The sequence below is a fragment of the Dactylosporangium sp. NPDC051541 genome (assembly GCF_044454505.1).
Lineage (GTDB): Bacteria > Actinomycetota > Actinomycetes > Mycobacteriales > Micromonosporaceae > Dactylosporangium.
Window position 1 is genome coordinate 1,748,247 of sequence record NZ_JBITDU010000001.1, and the last position, 20,828, is coordinate 1,769,074.

The following is a 20,828-nucleotide window of genomic DNA, read 5'->3' on the forward strand; positions in this document are numbered from 1 at the left end:
GATGTGTGGAACCTGTCAAGATTCGTTCGGCCAACGTGCGTGGCTGCACGGCCGCACTAGACTCGGCGGGCATGAGCACAGAAGAGAACGAGGCCGAGCCGATGCTGAGCCAGGTCCGCGCCCCGGGTGATCTTCGTAATCTGACCGCCGAGCAGCTCGATGTGCTCGCCGCGGAGATCCGCGACTTCCTGATCGCGAAGGTCTCGCGGACCGGCGGTCATTTGGGTCCGAACCTCGGCGTGGTCGAGCTGACCCTCGCTCTGCACCGCGTCTTCGACTCCCCGAAGGACCGCATCCTCTTCGATACCGGCCACCAGGCCTACGTGCACAAGATCGTCACCGGCCGCCAGGACGGCTTCGACCTCCTGCGCCGCCGCGGCGGGCTCACGGGCTACCCGAGCCGGGCCGAGAGCGAGCACGACATCATCGAGAACTCGCACGCCTCGACCGCGCTGTCCTACGCCGACGGCCTGTCGAAGGCGTTCGCGCTGCGCGGCGAGCCGCGGCACGTGGTCGCCCTGGTCGGCGACGGTGCCCTGACCGGCGGCATGTGCTGGGAGGCCCTCAACAACATCGCCGCGGCCAAGAACCCGGTGGTGATCGTCGTCAACGACAACGGCCGCTCCTACTCGCCGACCATCGGCGGGCTCGCCGACCACCTGTCCAACTTGCGCCTCAACCCCGGCTACGAGAAGGTCCTCGACCTGGTCAAGGACTCCCTCGGCCGCACGCCGCTGGTCGGGCCGCCGCTCTTCGAGGTGCTGCACGCGGTCAAGAAGGGCATCAAGGACGCCGTCGCGCCGCAGGCCATGTTCGAGGACCTGGGCATCAAGTACGTCGGCCCGGTCGACGGCCACGACCGGGAAGCGGTCGAGTCGGCGCTGCGCAAGGCCAAGAACTTCGGCGCCCCGGTGATCGTCCACGCGGTGACCCGCAAGGGCTTCGGCTACCGCCCCGCGATGGAGGACGAGGCCGACTGCCTGCACGGCCCGAGCAGCGCCTTCGACATCGAGACCGGCAAGCTGCTGGCCCCGGCCTCGGTGAAGTGGACCGGCGTCTTCGCCGACGAGCTCGTCGCGATCGCCGACGAGCGGGCCGACATCGTCGGCATCACCGCGGCCATGGCCGAGCCGACCGGCATCGCGAAGCTCATGCGGAAGTACCCGGAGCGGGCCTACGACGTCGGCATCGCCGAGCAGCACGCGATCACGTCGGCCGCGGGCCTGGCCATCGGTGGCCTGCACCCGGTCGTGGCCGTCTACGCCACGTTCCTCAACCGCGCCTTCGACCAGGTCCTGCTCGACGTGGCCATGCACAACCTCCCGGTCACGATCGTGCTCGACCGCGCCGGCGTCACCGGCCCGGACGGCCCGTCGCACTACGGCATCTGGGACATGTCGGTCTTCGGGGTGGTACCGGGGCTGCGGCTGGCCGCGCCCCGCGACGCCCAGACGGTCCGGGAGGAGCTCCGCGAGGCCGTCTCCATCGAGGACGGCCCGACGGTCGTGCGCTTCCCGACCGGCTCCGTCCCGGCCGACCTGCCGGCCCTGCGCCGGGTCGGCGGCGTCGACGGCTTCGGCGGTGTCGACGTCCTGGCCGAGGGCGACCGCAAGGACGTGCTGCTGGTCAGCGTCGGCGCGTTCGCGCACATGGGGGTCGAGGTGGCGGCCCGCCTGGCCGAGCAGGGCTACGGCGTCACCGTGGTCGACCCGCGCTGGGTCCGCCCGGTCCCGGTCGAGCTGGTCGCCCTGGCCCGCGAGCACCGCCTCGTGGTCACCCTCGAGGACGGCGTCCGCACCGGCGGTGTCGGCGACGCGGTGGCGAAGTCGCTGCGCGACGCCGACGTCTGGGTGCCGCTGCGCGACCTGGGCGTCCCGCAGGGCTGGCACCCGCACGGCTCCCGCAACGAGATCCTGGCCGACCTGGGCCTGACCGCCCAGGACGTGGCCCGGCAGGTCACCGAGTGGGTGAGCGGCATGGACGAGCCGGCCCCGCTGCCGGTCAGCCCGGCGGCCGCCCGGACCCGGGCCCCGCGCCGCTGACGCTTCGCAACCGGCGGACGGACATGGGACTCTCTCTCCAGTGAGGAGAGGGAGTCCGTGCCCGACGCGATTATCGAGCTCGATGTCAGTGCCCCGTGGGAGCCGCCCGAGCAGCCCGGGTCCGTCACCGCGCGCCGGCAGCGCAGGTGGCGGCGGGCGGCGCTGGCCATCGCGGTGTTCGCCGCGGCCGCGCTGCTGCCCGGCGGGGCCGCGGACGGCCACGGGTACGACCCGCTCTACACGGCCGAGTTCCAGGTCCTCGCGGTCGACGCGGTCGCCGGGCGGATCGTCGTGCACCGCTACGCCGCGGTCGGGTCCGACCCCGTCGCCGAGGCCCTCGACGCGGCGACCGGCCGGGTGCTGTGGTCGCGGCCGGGGCGCAGCGACGAGTCCTACACGGGGCTGACCGAGCGGGTCGCGCTGGTGCAGACCGAGCGCACCGACACCAGCGGCGTCTACACCGGGTTCCTGCTGGGCGTCGACGCCGCCACCGGGCGGGACCGCTGGCGGCGGGACAACGTGCGGCTGGTCGGGTTGGCCGCCGGCGCCACCGTCGTGGTGCAGGAGCCGGCCTGGCCGGACGAGGACGACGGGTACGACCAGTCCTACGGCAACCCCGACGACGCCTCGGTCGCCCTGCCGCCGCTGCCCCACCACGAGCGGTACCTCGGCCTCGACGAGAGCACCGGCGCGCCGAAGTGGTCGATCGACCTGCCGCCGGGCACGCTGCCGCGCTTCGACTACCGGGACTACCCGCGGATCTCCGGCTTCGCCGAGCTGGCCCCCGACGGGTCGCTGCGGGTCCGGGACCTGGCCACCGGAGCCGTCACCGAGGAGCACCGGCTGGCCCTCGGCGGTGTCGTCGCGCAGCACTACGCGGGACTGCCCGGGCAGGAGGTCGTCCTCGCCGCCGGGCGGGACGGGGCCTCCGTCTACGACTGGGCCACGGGGCGGCGGCTGTGGCGGTGGACCGGGGCGCTGCCCGCGTACAACGGGCCGGTGCCATGCCTGCGCGAGCGCTACTGCGTCTTCGGCGACGACGACACCGCCGTCCTCGACGGGGCGTCCGGGTCGGTGCTGTGGCGGGTGCGCGGCTACACCGCCCTGCTGCGCGACCTCGGCGACCGGCTGCTGATGTTCCGCCAGGTCGCCAACGAGTTCCACCCCGACGACGTGGCCGCGTTCGACGGCGCGACCGGTGACGTCCTGTGGCACCGCCAGGGATGGTTCCTGGCCAGCGGGTACTTCTTCCCCCGGGCGCTTGGCTCCTACGTCTGGAAGCCGACCAGCAACACCGACGCCGTCGTCGGGGAGCTGGACGTCGCCGACGGCTCGATCCGGGTGATCGGGCGGGCCCCCGACTTCTACGGCACGCCGCAGTGCACGGCCACCGCGACCCGGGTCGCCTGCCTCGCCGTCGGCGTCCTCTACGTGTGGCGGCGCCCGTGACCACGATGATCGAGCTCGGCGACACCACCGCACCGTGGGCGCCGCCGCCCCGGCCGGTGCCGGCCCGCCGGGTCGTCGCGTTCGTCGTCGCCGCCCTCACCGCCGTCGCCGCCCTGGCCCTCGCGGCCGACCGGCCCGGCCTGCCCGCGCCGGTGTTCACCCTGCCCGACCGGGTCGTCGACGCCCGGGTCAGCGAGGGGCGGCTGTTCGTCACCCGGTACGAGTCCGACACGCCCGGCCGGTTCGAGGCCCGGACCGTCGACGGCCGCCCGCTGTGGACGCGCCCGCGGGCCCAGGAGTCGGAGCGGCTGCTGTTCTCCCACGCCGGGGTGGTGGTCGTCGTCGCGTTCGGCGGCAGCGCGTCCGGCGCGCCCTACTCGGTGACGGCCCTCGACGCCGGCAGCGGCGCCGAGCTGTGGCACCGCGACACCGCGATCCTCAACGGCTACGCGGGGGGCCGGTTCGTGCTCCGCGACGTCGGCACCGAGGACGGCTGGCGGGGCGACCAGCCGGTCCACCTCGAGGCGGTCGAGGCCCGGACCGGGCGGCCGGCCTGGCAGGCGACCCTGGCCGCCGGTTCGATGCTCGGCTGGCCCGGCGACGGCTACGCGATCGACTCCATCGACGAGCTCACCCTCGACGGGACCGTCCAGCGCCGCGATCCGGTGTCCGGGGCGGTGACGTTCCGGCAGCGGCTGGCCGGCTTCGACGCCGAGGCGGCGACCGACTTCACGATCTACGGCGGGGAGGCGGTCGTCGGCCGGCCCGGGTCCCGCTCCGCCGACGTCTACGACCTGGGCACCGGGCGGCTGGTCTGGCAGTACGAGACGGCCCTCGACTGGGGTCTGTTCGCGTGCGGCGCGGCCCGCTGGTGCACGGCGAGCGGGGCGGGGATCCGGGCGTTCGACGCGACGACCGGGGCGGCGGCGTGGGGCATCGAGGAGTACAACGACGTCTTCGGGCTGGCCGGGGACCGGCTCGTCCTGGGCAGCCTCGGCAACACGGCGTCGAAGGCCCACCGGACGGTGATCGTCACCGTCGACGCCCGCACCGGCGCCGTCCTCGACCGGCTCGACGACTGGGTCGGCACGTTCGGCGGCATCGGCGACGAGTTCCTCGTCTCGCACACCGACGCCGGGCAGTGGCAGGGGGTCGTCGGCCTCTACAACGCGCGGACGGGCGGGATGCGCGTCGTCGGGCGCGGCGCGATCGGCCCGGCGCCGCAGTGCGCCCGCAGCGAGGGCACCGTCGTGTGCGTCGGCAACGGGCTGACGGTCTGGCGGCTCCCGTGACCGGGCCGGTGACCAGTGCCGTGACCGGGCCGGCAACCAGTGCCGTGACCGGGCCGGCAACCGGCGTCGGGGCCGAGCTGGTGATCGACCTCGGGGACGCGGCCGCGCCCTGGACCCCGCCCGAGCCGCCGCGCCCGGTGCTGCGGCGGCGGGCCGTCGCGGCCCGGTTCGTGGCCGTCCTGCTGGCCGCGGCCGCGCTGCTGGTCGCGGCCGGGCCCGGGGTCCCCGAGCCGCTGTTCCGGCTGCCGGGTGAGCTGATGGGGCTCGAGCTGGCCGGCGGGCGGCTCTACCTCACGCGGGCCGGTGGCTTCGAGGCCCGCACGACCGGGGGCCGGCTGCTGTGGACGCGGCCTCGGGACACCGCCGCCCAGCGGCTGGTGACCGTCCGGGCCGGGGTGGCGCTGCTGAGCACGCAGTACGCCGGCAGCCTGACCCCGGGCACGGCCGCCGTCGCCGCCGTCGACGCGGACACGGGGGCGGAGCTGTGGCGGCGCGCGGGCGCGAAGGTCGACGGGCACACCGGCGACCGGGTCGTGCTCGAGGACCTGGCCGAGCCGCACCGCCTGGTCGGCGTGGACCCGCGCACGGGCGCGCCCGCGTGGACCGCGGAGCTGGCGGACGGCACGGTGCTGCTCATGGGCGGGTTCGAGCCGGCCTCGGTCGACCTGCTCACCGCCGACGGCACCCTGATCCGCCGCGACCCGGCGTCCGGTGCGGTGACGACCCGGCAACCCCTGCAGCAGTGGCCGGGCCGGCGGGTCCTCGGCTTCGAGGTCAGCGGCGAGCAGATCACCGTCTCCCGGGCCGACCGCCCCGGCGCCGACGTCTACGACCTGGCCACCGGCCGGTTCGTGCGGCACACCGCCGACGTCGGCCCGGCCCGGTTCGCATGCGGCCCCGGTCGCCTGTGCTCGGTCGGCGGGGACGGCGTGCACGCCTACGACGCGGCGACCGGGCGGATGCTGTGGATGATCATGGAGTACAACGAGATCTTCGGGATGGACGGGGACCGGATGCTGCTCGGCGGCTACGGCACCTCGGTCGCGGCCAACCACGAGCCGGTCGTGTTCACCGTCGACCTGCGCACCGGCGCCCGGCTCGGCCGCCTCGACGGCTGGGTCCCCGCCTACGCCGGCGCGGGCGCCCCGTTCGTCGTGTTCCGCCCCGGCCCGGACCGCCGCGACGGGCTCCTCGGCCTCTACGACCGGCGGAGCGGCGGCGTGCGGGTCTTCGGCCGCGCGGCGTTCCCGGGCCGCCCGTCCTGCGACATCGGCTTCGGCGTCATCGCCTGCGTCGGCGATGGCCTGACGGTCTGGAGGCGGCCGTGATGATCGACCTCGGCCGGGCCGAGCAGTGGTCGCCGCCGGAGACCGCGCGCCCGCGCCGCCGCCTCACCGCGCCCGGGCGCCTGGCCCTCGCCCTGCTGGTGCTGGCCGGGGTGGCCGCCGTGCCGGTCCGCTCCGCCCCCGCGCCCGCGCCGGTCCTGCACATCGGCACCGGCGGCGCCGCCGTGATGCTCGGCGGTGGCCGGATCTACGTCGTCCGCGCGCAACAGCGGCTCGAGGTGTACTCCGCGCACGGCGCCCCGTTCTGGAGCCGGACCATGGGCGACACGCAGCAGCTCGACTACGCCGACACCGACGTCGCCGTGTTCAGCAGCCGGGGCGAGGGGGTCTCGGCGCTCGACACGGTCAACGCCCTCGACCCCGGGACCGGGGTGGAGCGTTGGGCGCGCGGCGGCGGTGCGGTCGCCGGCCGGGCCGGGCGGCTGGTCATCCTGATCGACACCAGCCAGTGGCAACCGGATCGGCCGCCACCACCGCTGCACGTCATCGCCGTGCACGCGCGGACCGGCGCGACCGTGTGGGACCTGGCCGTCCCGGCCGACTCGGTGGGCGACTTCGGCCGGCCCGGGGACGACACGTGGGACCTGGTGTCGTTCAGCGTCCTGGATCCCGACGGCACCCTGCGCGACTACGACCTGGCCACCGGCGCGGTCGCGCGGACCGGTCACCTGCCGCGGACCGGCCCGGCCGGCTCGTTCACGCTGGGCCCGGCCGGGCGGCAGGTCGCGGTGGCCGCGGGCGGTGAGGAGTCGGGTGACGACGTGTACGACCGCGCGACCGGCCAGTTCCTCTGGCACGCCGGCGCCGCCGGCAGCCGCCTGGACCCCTGCGCGCCGCAGTTGTGGTGCCGCCCGGCCGACGGGGGACTGCTCGCCTTCGACGCCGCCACCGGCCGCCCGGCCTGGCGGGCCGACGGCTTCGACGCCGTCCTGGCCGCCGAGGGCCCGGCGGTGGTGCTGGGCCACCTCGGCCAGTCCACCGACGCCGCCGCCGCGGTCGTCGTCGTGGTCGACGCGCGGACCGGGGCGCAGCGGGTCCGGCTCGACGGCTGGCATCCGGTGCGGGCGCTGGGCGGCCGGCTCGTCGTGTGGCACCGCCCGGAGGGGGCCCGGCTGACGACGGTGGGGCTGTTCGATCCGGTGACCGGGCGGGTGGCCGTGGTCGGCACCGGCGACGCGTGGGGCGGCTGGCCGGTCTGCACGGCCGACGTGACGCTCGTGGCCTGCGGTGTCGTCGGCGACCTGACCGTCTGGCCCCTGCCGGCCGCGGCCCGCCGTTAGGGAAGGGGGAGGTGCCGCACGTCGGCCGCGCCCGCTCCGCACGGCCGGCGTGACGCTCGTGGCCCGCGGTGTCGTCGGCGACCTGACCGTCCGGCCACTCCCGGCCGCGGCCCGCCGTCAGCAGAATGGGAGCGTGCCGCCGCGCACGCTGCCCGCCGCCGAGGGCGCCCTGATCGACCTCGGCGACGCCGCCGCGCCGTGGACGGCCGACGCCGACGCGGGCCCGGCCGGGCTGCCCCGCGGCTGGGGGCTGCTGCTCGCGCTCGGGCTGGTGCTGTCGCTCGTGTCGGCGGTACCGCTGCGGGAGACGCTGAGCGAGGTGGGCCGGCAGCCGCTGCGCAACGGGGCCTACCAGCTCGCCGGGGACGTGCTGCTGGTCCTGGAGAGCGACCGGACCCCGACCCCCGTCGAGGCGTTCGACGCCGCCGGTGGGCAGCCGCGGTGGACGTTCACCCCCGACGGGCTCTCGACCCTCGCCTACGCCGCGTCCGCGCCCGGTGCCGGGGACGTCGTCGTGCTCTGGCCCGACCTGTGCCGGTCCGGGGTGACGGGGACGACCGTGGCCGTCGACCGGCGCACCGGCCGGGCCTTGTGGCAGACGCCGGGGGTGCCGGTGCGGACCGCGGCCGCCGTCCCCGGCACCGTGGTCATGCGCAGCCTCTGGTCCGACGGGTGCGGCGCCCTCGCGGCCGGCGCGCCGATCGGGGGCGGGCTGCGCTGGCAGGCCCTCGGGCCCGGCGGGGAGGTCCGCTGGGAGCTGCCCGTCGACGCCGGCACCCGGGTCGCCGTGGACGGCGCGGAGGCGGGCGCGGCCTGGGCGGCCCTCACCGACAAGCAGGGCGCGATCAGCGTCGCCGACTTCGTCACCGGGCGGCGGGAGCCGGCCGGGGCGCTGCGCGCGGACGCCGGGGAGCTCGTCGCGGCGGCCGGAGACCTGCTGGTGATCGCCGATGTCGACGGGCGGGCGGACTCGTCGGGGCTCAGGGCGTACAAACGCGGCGTCTGGAATGTTCCGGCCTGGCAGGTCAGTGTGCCCACCGGTGCCGCGTCCGGGCGGACCGACCGGCTCGCCGTGCGCCCGTGCGGGCCGGTCCTGTGCGTGGCCGGGCAGCGGACGCTGGTCCTCGACCCGGCGACCGGGGTGACGCGCTGGTCGCCGCAGGTCCGCACCGAACTGGTCGCGGCACCGGACGGGCGGCTGATGGCGGCCGGGGTGCCGGCCCCGGCCCTGCTCGACCCGGTGACCGGCCTGAGCACCGGGGACCTGCCGGGGTGGACGCCCCTGGCCACGGACGCGACCCGGATGCTCCTCGGGGCCGCGACGGGCGACGACCGGACCGTGCTCGGCCGGCGCGACGGTGACCGGGTGACCCCTCTCGGCGTCGTCGACGGCCGCCTCGTCTCCTGCGAGCTCGACGGCGCCCGGGCGGCCTGCGCGACCGACGGCGACGAGGTCGTCATCCTTCGATTGGTGACCTAGGCCACCAGCGGGGACATTGAATACGTGGGTGAACTGATCGATCTGGGCGAGGCGCACGGGGCCGTCGACTCGGGCGAGCTGCTCGAGTGGCCACCACCGCGGTCGGCGGGGCGGCGGCAGTGGCCGATCGTCCTCGCGCTGACGCTGGTCGTGCTGTTCGCGACCGCCTCCCGGCCCGGCTCCGCGATCGAGGAGGCCGGCACCCTCGTCGAGCACACGTCCGCGCTCGTCGCCGACCGCAACGCGGTCTACGCGATGCGGGACGAGCCGGCGCTCACCGCGTTCGACTGGACCACCGGCCAGGCCAAGTGGACCCGGTCCCTCGCCGGTGACGCCGGCGGGCAGGCCTACCTGACCGCCGACCGCGCCTACGTGCGGCACCGGCCCTGCACCGCGACCGTCGGGTGGAGCCTGGAGCGGCTCGACCCGCGGACCGGCCGGCAGCTGTGGTCGCGCGGGGGCGCGCCGATCGCCGCCGTCGCCGGACCGGCCGGCGGGGCACCGGGGCTGCTCACCGTCGACGACCGGACCGCCGTCTGCCCGCCGGTCGTCCCCGGCCGCAACGCCGTGCCGGCCCCCGTGCACCTGTCCGGGATCGACGCCGAGAACGGCGACATCCGGTGGGCGTTCGACCTGACCGCCGGGGCCCGGGTCGTCGTGCCCGACGTGCCCGGCAGCGGCTGGTTCGCGGCCTGGTACCCGGGCGGGCGGACCGAGGTGCGCAGCACCGTCACCGGCGGCGTGACGGCCGTGGCCCAGGTGCCGGAGCTGGCCGACACCCCGCCCACCAGTGTCCGGATCGTCGGCGGCCTGCTGGTCATCGTCGCCGTCCGCGGGGACGGGGCGCTGATCACCGCGTACCGCCGCGACGACCTGCAGTATCAGTGGCACCTGCTGTTCTCCTCGTCGGACCAGGCCCCGATCGCCGAGCTCGCCTACGGCCCGGTCGTCGTCGCCTGCGGCCCGATGGTGTGCGTCCCCAACTGGCGCGACCTGGCCGTCCTCGACCCGGCGACGGGGGCCGAGGCCTGGCGCCGCCCGGTCCAGCTCGACGCGGCCGGCCCCGGCGCCCTCGTCGCCCGCGACCGCGACGACTTCACCCACGTGCGGATCATCGACTGGCGCACCGGCGAGGACCGGGCCGACCTGGCCGGCTGGGCCGTCGTCCCGGCCGCCAGCGACGGCTCCGACGACGACGACATCGGCTTCGCGCCGGTCGGCACCGCCCTCGTCCAGCACCCCGAGGGCGACGGCTCCCGGGTGGCCCGCATCGACCTGCGCACCGGCGCGATCACGCCGCTCGGACTGGTCAGCCCGATCCCGTCGCGGTGCGCGGTCCGCCACCACCGCCTCGTCTGCGTGGCCGGCGGCGACGCGGTCAAGCTGTGGCGGTTGCCGGGGTAGCTACCCTGGCTCCCAGGGCCTTTCACGGGGACTTCACGTCCCCGGCCCCAGACTGTCCGGATCGGCTGGGGGTGAGCAGGGCGTGCGCGTGCTGGTGATCGAGGACGAGACGAATCTCGCCGACGCGATCGTCCGGGGACTGCGGCGGCAGGGGATGGCCGTCGACGTCGCCTACGACGGGACCAGCGGCCACGAGATGGCGATGGTCACCCGCTATGACGTCGTGGTGCTCGACCGGGACCTGCCCGGCGTGCACGGCGACGACATCTGCGCCGACCTGGTCGCCTCGGGGGCGCTGACCCGGGTGCTGATGCTGACCGCCAGCGGCAGCGTCGCCGACCGGGTCGAGGGCCTGCAGATCGGGGCCGACGACTACCTGCCCAAGCCGTTCGCGTTCGACGAGCTCGTCGCCCGGGTGCAGGCGCTGGGCCGGCGGGCCACGCCGGCCGCGCCGCCGGTGCTGACGATCGGCGACCTGGTGCTGGACCCGGCCAAGCGGGTCGCGACCCGGGCCGGGCAGCCCCTCGACCTGACCCGCAAGGAGTTCGGGCTGCTCGAGGAGCTGCTCAAGGCCCGCGGCGCTGTCGTGTCCAGCGAGGAACTGCTGGAACGGGTCTGGGACGCCAACGCCGACCCGTTCACGACGACCGTGCGGGTGACGATGATGACGCTGCGCAAGAAGCTCGGCGAGCCGGCGCTCATCGAGACCGTCGTCGGGGCCGGGTATCGGACACGGCCACCGCAATGACCATCTACGACGCCCGCCGCACCGCGATCTTCCGCCCCACCCTGCGCCTGCGGCTCACGCTGCTCAACGGCATCCTGCTCGTCGGGGCCGGCCTGGTCCTGGTCGTGCTCGCCTACATCCTCGTGGACGGCGCCCTGAAACCGGCCGACCAGCTGCAACACGGCACGACGGTGGTACTGCAGGACGGCCGGGAGGTCGACGCGCACACCTGGCAGCAGGAGCTCGTCGACTCGGCCGAGTGGGAGCTGCTGACCCGGGGCAGCCTGGCCCTGCTGCTCATCGGGGCGGTCGGGGTGGCCGGGGCCTATGTGGTGGCCGGGCGCTCGCTGCGGCCGCTGCAGCGGGTCACGACCACGGCCCGGCGCCTGTCGGTCGAGTCGATGGACGCCCGGATCAGCTATGACGGCGCCGATGACGAGGTCGCGGAGCTGGCCAAGACGTTCGACGCGATGCTGGACCGGATAGCGGCGGCGTTCGAGACCCAGAAACGGTTCGTCGCCAACGCCTCGCACGAGCTGCGCACCCCCCTCGCGGTGATGCGGACCGAGGTCGACGTGACGATCGACGACCCGGACGCCGACGTCGCCGAGTTTCGCCGCATGGCCACGGTCGTGCGCGACGCCTCGATGCGGGCCAACGCCCTCGTCGAGTCGCTGCTGCTGCTCGCCCGCACGGAGGCGCAGGCCGGGCGGCGGCTCGGCCGGAAGGTCGACACCGACCTGGCCACCGGGGTCACGATGGCGCTGTCGGCGATGGGCCGGGAGATCCAGCGGATCAAGCTCGACGTGTCCACCGAGCTCGCCCCGGCCAGCGTCGTCGGCGACCCGGCCCTGCTGGAGCGCCTGGCCGGCAACCTGATCGAGAACGCGGTCCGCTACAACCACCTCGGCGGCCGGATCTGGGCGCGGACCGGCACCGACGAGACCCTGGCCTGGCTCGTCGTGGCCAACACCGGCTTCGAGGTCGAGCCGGCCGACCTGCCGGCGCTGTTCGAGCCGTTCCGCCGGGGCGGGCGGGAGCGCACCGGCGCCCGCGGCACCGGCCTGGGCCTGTCGATCGTCCGCGCCATCTGCGAGGCCCACGGCGGCGGCGTGTCCGCGGTCGCCCTCGACGGCGGGGGCCTGGAGGTTACCGTCTCGCTGCCGGCCGCGGCCGTCACTCCGGTACTTTCCGGGACCGCCGCGGTTGTGACGGGCGGCACACCCACTCAGCCTGCCCCCGCTCCGCGCCGATGAGGTCAGCGTTGCACCAACGGCGCTGATGACGGGATGGGGGCGGGGCGAATGCGCCTGCGCAGCTGGCTCGTCGTCGGCATCAGCACGGCCCTGCTGCTGGCCATCGGGGCCGTCGGCATCTCCGTCAACCGGTCCGCGCTGAAGGCCGCCGAGACCGTCCACCGGGCCGACTCCCTCGCGCTGGCCACCAACAACGGCGGCCTGGCGGCGCAGGTCCTGCTGGTCTCCGCGAAGGACCTCAACGACTTCGTCACCAACCACCCGCTGTCGATGACGCCCGGGGACACCGGCGACACCGCGGCGCTGCAGGAGTATGCGAAGAAGTCCTCGTACTTCAACTACGGCCTGGTCATGACCGACCTGACCGGCAACCCGCTGAACGCGACCGGCCCGGCCAACATGTTCCCGGACACGCTGTCGGCCGCCTTCAAGCCGCTCATCTCGGCCCTGGCGCTGGGCCGGCCGGGGTTCTCGTCGATCATGACGGTGCGGGAGACCCTGGTGCAGGCCGTGGCCGTCCCCATCGTCGTCGGCAGCGCGCCCACCGCCATCCTGTACGGGTTCATCCCGCTGGTGCGCAGCCAGCTGCAGGAGTACCTCGTGAAACTCCAGGACGACTCGCACGTCTCGATGCTCGTCGACGCGGCCGGGGTCGTCGGCGCGGCCAGCGACCCGGCGCTGCTCGGCACCCGCGTCGACCCGGCCATCCGGGCGCAGGTCGGCACCACCGAGTCGGTGTTCGTCACCTACGCCGAGCACGGCCACGCGATGATCGCCACCGTCAACGGCGGCCTGCCCGGCGGCTGGGCCTACGTGCGCACCCAGTCGACGGCCACCTTCGACGGCCCCGTGCGCAACCGCAGCCTCACGATCAACCTGGCCCTCCTGACGATGCTGCTCGTCGGGGCGGCCGGACTGGCGATTCTGGGGTACCGCAGCCAGCTCGTGCGCCGCCGCGCCGAGGAACGCTTCTCGGCGCTGGTCGAGCACGCCCCCGACGTCGTCACCGTCCTCGACGCCGACGGCCGGGTCGTCTACACGAGCCCCAGCGGCCGGCGCATCCTCGGCGTCAGCGCTGTCGGCTCGTCCGTGTTCGACCTCATCCACCCGGAGGAGCGCCAGCTGGTCCGGGACCGTTTCGCGGCGCTCCTGCACGACAAGGGCGGCCTGGAGCGGATGCAGGTCCGGGTCCGCCAGGCCGGCGGCGACCACCGCTGGTTCGACTTCACCGCCTCCAACCAGCTGCACAACCCGGCCCTGGACGGGGTCGTCATCAACGCCCGGGACATCACCGACAGCCGGGAGATGCACGACCGCCTCGCCCACGACGCCCACCACGACCCGCTCACGGGCCTGCCCAACCGCCGCCGCCTCCAGCAGAGCCTGGCCGCCTCGCTGCAGTCGGCCCCGGTCGCGGTGCTCTTCGTCGACCTCGACGGGTTCAAGCCGGTCAACGACGAGCTCGGCCACGAGGCCGGCGACGAGCTGCTGCGCCAGATCGGGGCCCGGCTCAGCGGCTGCCTGCGCCCGTTCGACGTGCTGGCCCGGGTCGGCGGGGACGAGTTCGTGATCCTGCTGCCGGGCGTGGGGACGGCGGCCGAGACGTCGGCGGTGACGGACCGGCTGAAGGCGTGCGCGGACGCGCCGTTCGACCTGGCCGGGCACGAGGTGCGGATCGGGGCGAGCATCGGGGTGCACGTGGCCGCGCCGGGGGAACACCCGGACGCCGTGCTGCGCAACGCGGACGAGGCCATGTACGCGGTCAAGCACCGCCCGGACCGCGCCGGCCGGCACCGCGCCTGACTCCCGGCCGCGCGCGGGTTGCTCCGCCGGGCCGGGCTGCCGGCGGTGATTCGCTCTGCCGCGCCGGGGGCCGCCGCGCCTGGGCTGCTGGTCGCGCGGGCGGCTCTAGCGGGTGGCGAGCACCGCTTCCTTCTTGGGCGCGGCGGCGCTGACGCTCAGTGTGCCGCGGACTTCGCCGCGCTGCACGATCTCGATCGTCAGCGCCGTGACGCGTATGGGTGTCACGTGATCCCCTTCGGCTCCGGACCCGCCGCCGTTCACCTGTCTACCGCTCCCGTCGTGCGTGCGCACCGTAGTTGCCCAAGTCGTACGAACCCGTACGGTTCCATTACTGGGCGTAGAGTGATCCAACCTCTACGGACGGTGTAATACGCTCGGAAGCGCCCGTCACGCTATGGTCTATATCACAGAGCGTCACGAAGTCTCAGATACGTCGTGTTACCGACCGTCACGAACGCAAGAGGGTATGGGCGGTTTTCGCGCATATGGCGAAAACCCGTTTTCCGGCTACCACCGTCGCGGGCGCACCTCCTAGGTTCTCGGGACATGGCCGTCAGCGACGACGTTGCGCCCGACGAGTGGGAGTGCCGCGTCTTCCTCGCCGTGGCCGAGCACCGCCAGCACACCAAAGCGGCGGAGGCGCTCTCCCCGACCCGCCCCGCCCACCTGCGCGACCGCCCCTACGCGCGGCAGTTGGTCGGCAAGACCATCGCCCGCATCGAACGCTGGTGCGGTGAACCGCTCTTCGAGGGCAACCGCGGGCAGTTGCGCCTCACCGAACGCGGCCGCGAGTTCGAGAAGGCGGCCCGCAGCGTCGTCGGCGAATACGAGCTCATGCGCCGGGCCGCCCCCAGCGACGGCCTGCCGCGCCTGGCCTGCCTGCCGCACCACGCCGCGTTCGTCGCGCCCGCGCAGGCCCGCCTCCTGGAGCGCTTCGGACGGGCCCGGGTCGCCGTCGAATACCTCGAACCGCACCGGCACGCGGTCTCCGAACTGCACCGGCACTCCCTGCTCATCGGCTCCCCGCCGGTGCCGGGCGGCCGCTCGGTCCGCCTCTACACGGCCCGCCTGGAGGCCATGGTCCCCGCGGCCCACTTCCCGGGCGTGCGGCTCGCATTGACCGAACTGCTGCGGCGGTACCGTCCGATCGCGCACCTGACCGGCGTCCCCGACGACCGCCGGGCCGCCTGGGGCCTGGACCGGACCCCGGGGGCGAACAGCGCCCGGTCGACGGGGGACACCGCGGCCGCGGTGCTGCGCCTGCGCCACGAGACCGCCGCCCGCTGGGACGGCCGCGTGCTCGTCGCCCCGTCCGACGTGGCGCTGCCGTTCAAGGCCGGAATGGAGTTCGGCGGCCGCTACGCCGACCGGTTCAAGTGGGTCCCGATCGTCGCCGACGCGCCGCTGACCTTCGAGGTGCACCTGACCGTCCGCCCGGGCGCCGCCGACGACGCCGTCGAGGCCGCCGCGGCGGCCGTCCAGACCGCGGCCCGCGCCCTGCCGCACCTCGGCGGGAGCTGAGCGCCGCTTCTCGTCCACGCCTGCGGACCGGGTTCGCCCGTGCGTGGGCGGGAGCCGGAGCGGCCGCCGACTCGGCCCCGGCCGCTGGTCGCCCGCCGTGGCCCGCCGGTGCGCATCCGTGCCGCGCGATGAGGCGTGCGTCCGCGCGGTGTGTGGGCGTGCGTGTGTGCGGTGCGTGGGTGTGTGCGGTGCGTGCGCGCGTGCGGTGCGTGCGGTGCGTGTGTGCGGTGCGTGCGTGCGTGCGGTGCGTGCGTGCGGTGCGTGCGTGCGGTGCGTGCCCGGTAACCCAGCCATCCAAATCGGGCGATCTTGCGCACACCCAGCGCTACATTCCGGCAACACAGCGTTGCTGCTCGACTCTATAACCCCTCTGGGGGTACAACTGAGCCGTGCCGAAAATCAACGTCTACCTGCCCGAAGAGCTCGCCGAAGCCGTCAAGGCCACCGGTGTGCCGGTATCCGCCATCTGCCAGCGGGCTCTCGAGCAGGCGGTCCGGCGGGTGACGGCGATCCGGGAGACCGTGCTCGGCGAGCTCGACGACCATGCCCTCGCCGCCCGATTGCCGCACCTGACCGGGCGCGTCCGGACCGTCCTGCGACTAGCCGCCGAAAAAGCGTCCGGCAAAGCAGCGACCAACGCAACCACCAAAGAACCCACTGAAGCCGCCCGCAAGGCAGCCACCAAAGACAACAGCAGCGAAGAGACCGGCACCGCGACCGCCGTCGGGACCGGGCATCTGCTCACCGGCATGCTCGACGAGGGCGGCAACCTGGCCCTGCACGTCCTGCGCGCGATCGACATCGACCCGGCCCGCATCCCGAGCGTCCTCAAAGCCGGCCCCGAAGCGGGGCCGGCCGGCCAGTTCAGCGCACCGGCGGCGGCCGCCCTGGAGCTCGCCGTGACGGAGGCGACCGCCCTCGGCCACAACTACGTCGGCTGTGAGCATCTGCTGCTCGGCCTCGTCGCCGAACCCGACGGCGCCGCCGGTCAGGCCCTCCGGTCGCTCGGCGCCGAGCTGCGCCTGACCCGCCGCGCGGTCACCGCCGCCCTCGCCGGCTACGTGCATCTCCAGGCCCAGGCCCCGTCCCTCGACGCCCTCCTGGCCCGGATCGAACGTCTCGAGTCGCGCCTCCAATGACCCGGATACTCCTGCTCACCAACAATCACATCAATGCGACAAACGCAGAAGCCCAAGTCGAGGGGGTACTGTCAGAGATCAGCTGGGACACCACGCAGCAGACGATGGCCGCCACCGCCCGCCGGGTCCGCAAAGCGCTGGGTGAGGACGGTTTCGGCGGTGTGGTCGTGGCGCACGGCCCCGACACGCTGGAGGAGTCCGCGTTCCTGACCGACCTGGTCGCGGGCCAGGCCGCGAACCGCGGCGCCATTGTTTTCGCACCGGCCGAGCGGGACCTGGAAGCGGCGGTACGAGCGGCCAGGGACCCCGCGCTGCACAGACAAGGCGCCATGGCGTGCATCAACAATGAGCTCCACGCCGCCCGCTGGGTCCGCCAGTGCACGGAAGACGAGTTCACCTCGAGCCCGCACCCGAAACTGGGCGACATCACCGAAGCCGGTGCCAGGTTCACCGCGAAACCGCCCCCGCGCCCACCATTCCCGGAGGGTCATCCGGACACCAATATCGGATTCCTGAAGGTGTACCCGGGGATCGACGCGAATCTCCTCACGACGCTCGCCGACACCGGCGCCACGGGCATCGTCCTCGAGGGCACCGGAGCCGGCAACGTCCCGGTGCAGCTGCTGTCCACGATCGCCGACCTGGTCAGCTGGAACATTCCCGTGGTCATCGCCTCGAGAGCCCACGTGACGAAGCCGCCGCAGCCCCCGGACGGCCTGGCCGAGCGGGTCGGCGCGATCACGGCCAGGGGACCTGTCGCCGGGCAAGGCCCTCGTCGCGCTCATGGTCGCCGTCAACCACGGGCCGGGCGTCAAGGACTACTTCGACCGCCTGGCCGCCCCGTAGGCCGCGAGCGCGTGGAAGGCGGCCTTCGGCGTCCACGACCCGTCGTCCAGCACCCGCACGATCCCGCGCGCGGCGAGGTCGAACTCGCCGGGCAGGTGCCGGTTGGCGAACGTGTACACGAACGCCGCCGCGACTCCCCCGGCCTCCAGGTCCCGCAGCAGCGACACGATGTACCGCGCCTGCCCCTCCTCGTCCCGGGACAGCTCCCGGGTCAGGGCGACCGCCCGCCCGTCGGGGCCGTAGGTGACCGGCTCCCCCTGCCCGGCGACGTCCCCGGCGCCAAGGAAGGTGCAGCACCCGAACTCGGTCGCGGCGTACGGCTTGCCCTGCCCGACCGCCGCCGCGAGGGTCTGCGGGAAGGCGTCGGCGTTCGAGGCGTCCCGGTAGCCGGCGTCGCTGGCGATGATGTCGAACGGCGCCCAGTCGACGCCCTCCAGGGGTACCGACGCGTAGGACACCGGCCCCGCGAAGCGCTCCCGCACCGCCGGCACGGCCGCGGTCAGGAACTCGTGGACGGCCGCCCGGGCCGCGGGGATCGCCGCCCGCATCCGCACCGGGTCGCCGAACAGCTCGAGGCGTTCGGTCAGGTCCCGGCCGGGCAGGAACCCGTCGGTGAACATGCTGATCTCCGACCCGGTGAGGTACACGACCGACGCCCCGGTCCGCCGCAGCCGCTCCGCCCGCTCGGCCCCGTCGAGGACGAACGCCATGAGCTCGTCGCGGTCCAGGTCGTTCGTGAAGGGGCAGTACCAGACCTCGAGTCCGGCCGCGGCGGCCAGCCCGGCGGCGAGCTCGAGCCGGTCCTGGACGCCGCCGCTGATCCGGACGGCGTCGCAGTGCAGCTCCTCCCGGATGACCCGCATGTCCCGGGCCACGACCGCCGGGTCGAACGGCTCGTGGGTGGTCGATCCGCCGCTGACGAACCCGGTGTCGTAGTTGATGCCGTAGACGAACACAGTCCAGCCTCCCCAGATAAGGTACGGGCAGTACCCTATAAGGTACGTGGCGTACCCTGCAACCCATGAGCACGAGGCGCCGGGGCGAGGAGCTGGAGGAGGCGATCCTGCGCGCGGCCGCGGACGAGCTCCGCGAGTCCGGGTACGCGGGGATGACCATGGACCGGGTCGCCGCCCGCGCGGGCACGAACAAGAACGCGATCTACCGCCGCTGGCCGAACCGGGCGGCGCTGGGCATCGCGGCGTACCGCCGGCTCTCCGACGACGCCATGCCCAACCCGGACACGGGCTCGCTGCGCGGCGATGCCCTGGAGCTGCTGCGCCGGGCCAACGAGACCTGGTCGTCCCCGCACGGCGCGATCCTGCGCGGCCTCCTGGCGGCCGCCGCCGACGACCCGGACCTGCTGACCCGCATGCGCGAACGCTCAGGCGCCGACACCATGGACCGCACCTGGCTGTCGATGCTCGAGCGCGCGGCCGCCCGCGGCGAGACCCCCGCCGCCGCCGTGCACCCGCGCGTCGCCACCACCCCGATGATGCTGCTCCGCGCCGAGTACGCCATGCGCGGCCACCCCACCGTCCCCGACGAAGTCCTGGTCGAGATCGTCGACGAGGTCTTCATCCCCCTCACCAAAGGCCGCACCCACCCACCCGCACCCAACCCCGACCAGCAGTAGCCGCACGAACGCCCATCGCACGCACCGCACGAGTGCAGGCACCACACGAACGCACAGACCGCGCGGACGCACGCACACCGCGCAACTCGAACTCCTCGACTCGAAGGAGTGGACCAGTCGCGCGATCGGGCTGGTGGCGGCGATTCGGGTTGGTCGCCGCGCGGTGGGGTTGCCAGCGCGGCTGTTGTGGCCGGCTCTCGCGGCAGTGAGCCGCCTGTGCGCGCTGCTCCGTCGGCCGGTGTTGGCCTTGGATTGCGGCGGCCGGTCCGGCGGCGGCGCGTAGCGGTCGAGTAGGTCCCGGCTGTCGGGCTGCGCCAGCTGTGCGAGGAGCCGCCGGCCGCGTCGGGTCAGGGTCATGGGCCGGTGACGGTCGTTGGTGCGGTGGATCGAGAACCTACAGCAGGCGCTATCCGATCGCGGCGTTGTGGGAGCGCATGAAGAGGAGCGGGTCGATCGCGTTGCCGGGGGAGGTGGGGGGTGTGCTCACGTGGACCTCGAAGTGCAGGTGGGGGGCGGAGGAGTTGCCGGAGCTGCCGACGTAGCCGATGACCTGGCCGGCGGCGACCTTCTGGCCGGGTTGCACGACGCCTCGGCGGACCATGTGGCAGTACAGGGTTGAGACGCCGGCGGTGTGCTGGATCTTGACGTACCAGCCGCAGCCGCCGATCGTGGCGCTGCCCGTCTGGTCGCAGCTGTGGCCGGCCTCGATGTTGCACACCACCTCGACCACGGTGCCGGCCGAGGCGGCGTGGATGGGGGTGCCTACGAACGACATGATGTCGACGCCGACGTGGTTGGGGTTGGTCGGGGTGCGGAAACCCGGGCGGGCTGAGAAGCCTGGCAGTGGGTTGACCCAACGGGTTTTGCCGGCCTCGGCTGGAGCTTGAGACTGGGGCTGGGTGGCGGTCGCGGCGGCGGGGGCCGGCGGGGCGGGTGTAGCGGCCGGTGGGGCGATGGCTGTGCAGGACGGTGGGGTGGCGGCGCGGTTGACGTACGCGTCGGAGACGTAGGCGCCGGTGTCCAGGCGGTCCCACTGGTCGGTGATGCGCATCGTGCCGGTGATGCGCTCGCCCTGGAGTTGGCAGGTGATGTTGAGCGGGGTGCCGTTCGGCAGGGCGCTGTACTGCAGCGCTGCCCTCGCCGGGCCGCTGCGGGTTTTCAGCGGGATCGCGGCTGACGCCACGTTGCCGGGGGTGGTCTGGCCGGCGGCGGCAGTGATTGGGGCGGCGGTCTGCTGGGCCTGGGTGCACGGCGGGACCGGTTGGGCGTGGCGGACCCAGGCGTCGCTGACGAAGGAGCCGTCGGTCAGGCGGTCCCACTGGTCGGTGACGCGGACCGGGCCCTGGTTGATCAGCTGGCCCTTGACGCCGCACTCGATGCTGACCGCGGTGCCGTTCGGGAGGGTGCGCAGGATTCTCGTCCACACCGCGGCACCCTCGCGGACGTTCAGGGGGCGTTTCGGGGAGACGACCGTGGCGGTGGTGGTGGCGGCCTGCGCGGACGCGGGTGGGAGCAGAGCGGCGGCGATGGCTGCGGCCGCAGCGGCTCCGGTGAAGATCGTTTTGCGCATGGTGCACCCCCGGGGACGAGATGATTCCGCGCTCGGGCCG

General features: G+C 74.3%; 15 protein-coding genes and 1 pseudogene. 14 read left to right on the forward strand and 2 right to left on the reverse strand.

Annotation, left to right across the window (positions count from 1 at the left end; genetic code table 11):
- Positions 1–71: 71 nt before the first annotated feature.
- The 13 genes and pseudogenes from dxs to ACIA8L_RS07975 all read left to right on the forward strand — a co-directional run.
- A complete protein-coding gene (gene dxs, locus ACIA8L_RS07915) occupies positions 72–2,042 on the forward strand; it encodes a 1-deoxy-D-xylulose-5-phosphate synthase (protein WP_395901575.1) in 1,971 nt (656 codons plus the stop codon).
- 57 nt (positions 2,043–2,099) lie between these two features.
- The gene (locus ACIA8L_RS07920; protein ID WP_395901577.1) at positions 2,100–3,491 is read left to right on the forward strand and encodes a PQQ-binding-like beta-propeller repeat protein; all 1,392 of its coding nucleotides are present in this window, start codon (positions 2,100–2,102) and stop codon (positions 3,489–3,491) included.
- Positions 3,492–3,496: 5 nt separating this feature from the next.
- Complete coding sequence (locus ACIA8L_RS07925) at positions 3,497–4,783, forward strand: PQQ-binding-like beta-propeller repeat protein (RefSeq protein WP_395901792.1); 1,287 nt, start codon at positions 3,497–3,499, stop codon at positions 4,781–4,783.
- Entirely contained in the window at positions 4,780–6,111 is a 1,332-nt protein-coding gene (locus ACIA8L_RS07930; RefSeq protein ID WP_395901579.1) for a PQQ-binding-like beta-propeller repeat protein, read from the forward strand. Before ACIA8L_RS07925 ends, ACIA8L_RS07930 begins: the two co-directional genes overlap by 4 nt.
- Positions 6,108–7,409 (forward strand): PQQ-binding-like beta-propeller repeat protein, encoded by a 1,302-nt coding sequence (locus tag ACIA8L_RS07935; protein WP_395901581.1) that lies wholly within the window; start codon positions 6,108–6,110, stop codon positions 7,407–7,409. Before ACIA8L_RS07930 ends, ACIA8L_RS07935 begins: the two co-directional genes overlap by 4 nt.
- 58 nt (positions 7,410–7,467) lie before the next feature.
- Positions 7,468–8,889 (forward strand): hypothetical protein, encoded by a 1,422-nt coding sequence (locus tag ACIA8L_RS07940; RefSeq protein ID WP_395901582.1) that lies wholly within the window; start codon positions 7,468–7,470, stop codon positions 8,887–8,889.
- Positions 8,890–8,913: 24 nt separating this feature from the next.
- Positions 8,914–10,293 (forward strand): PQQ-binding-like beta-propeller repeat protein, encoded by a 1,380-nt coding sequence (locus ACIA8L_RS07945; RefSeq protein WP_395901584.1) that lies wholly within the window; start codon positions 8,914–8,916, stop codon positions 10,291–10,293.
- Between the two features lie 82 nt (positions 10,294–10,375).
- Positions 10,376–11,041, forward strand: coding sequence for a response regulator transcription factor (locus ACIA8L_RS07950; RefSeq protein WP_395901586.1), 666 nt, complete (start codon positions 10,376–10,378; stop codon positions 11,039–11,041).
- Positions 11,038–12,276, forward strand: a complete 1,239-nt coding sequence (locus tag ACIA8L_RS07955) for a sensor histidine kinase (protein ID WP_395901588.1) — start codon at positions 11,038–11,040, stop codon at positions 12,274–12,276. The genes ACIA8L_RS07950 and ACIA8L_RS07955 overlap by 4 nt, the downstream gene beginning before the upstream one ends.
- Positions 12,277–12,309: 33 nt before the next feature.
- A complete protein-coding gene (locus ACIA8L_RS07960) occupies positions 12,310–14,079 on the forward strand; it encodes a diguanylate cyclase domain-containing protein (RefSeq protein ID WP_395901590.1) in 1,770 nt (589 codons plus the stop codon).
- 546 nt (positions 14,080–14,625) lie between these two features.
- Positions 14,626–15,600, forward strand: coding sequence for a hypothetical protein (locus tag ACIA8L_RS07965; protein WP_395901592.1), 975 nt, complete (start codon positions 14,626–14,628; stop codon positions 15,598–15,600).
- A 389-nt stretch (positions 15,601–15,989) separates the two neighbouring features.
- Positions 15,990–16,739, forward strand: coding sequence for a Clp protease N-terminal domain-containing protein (locus ACIA8L_RS07970; RefSeq protein ID WP_395901594.1), 750 nt, complete (start codon positions 15,990–15,992; stop codon positions 16,737–16,739).
- Positions 16,736–17,365: pseudogene (locus ACIA8L_RS07975) on the forward strand (asparaginase domain-containing protein); the annotation flags it as partial. The gene ACIA8L_RS07970 and the pseudogene ACIA8L_RS07975, both read left to right, overlap by 4 nt.
- Positions 17,366–17,557: 192 nt before the next feature.
- On the opposite strand, the gene ACIA8L_RS07980 reads toward ACIA8L_RS07975, so the two are convergent.
- Positions 17,558–18,541 (reverse strand): hypothetical protein, encoded by a 984-nt coding sequence (locus ACIA8L_RS07980; protein WP_395901596.1) that lies wholly within the window; start codon positions 18,539–18,541, stop codon positions 17,558–17,560.
- 65 nt (positions 18,542–18,606) lie between these two features.
- Here ACIA8L_RS07980 and ACIA8L_RS07985 point away from each other — a divergent pair, with 65 nt between their 5' ends.
- On the forward strand, positions 18,607–19,218 hold the full coding sequence (locus ACIA8L_RS07985; RefSeq protein WP_395901597.1) for a TetR/AcrR family transcriptional regulator: 612 nt from the start codon (positions 18,607–18,609) through the stop codon (positions 19,216–19,218).
- Positions 19,219–19,624: 406 nt separating this feature from the next.
- Here ACIA8L_RS07985 and ACIA8L_RS07990 read toward each other — a convergent pair whose 3' ends face one another.
- On the reverse strand, positions 19,625–20,788 hold the full coding sequence (locus ACIA8L_RS07990) for a peptidoglycan DD-metalloendopeptidase family protein (RefSeq protein WP_395901599.1): 1,164 nt from the start codon (positions 20,786–20,788) through the stop codon (positions 19,625–19,627).
- Positions 20,789–20,828 lie beyond the last annotated feature (40 nt).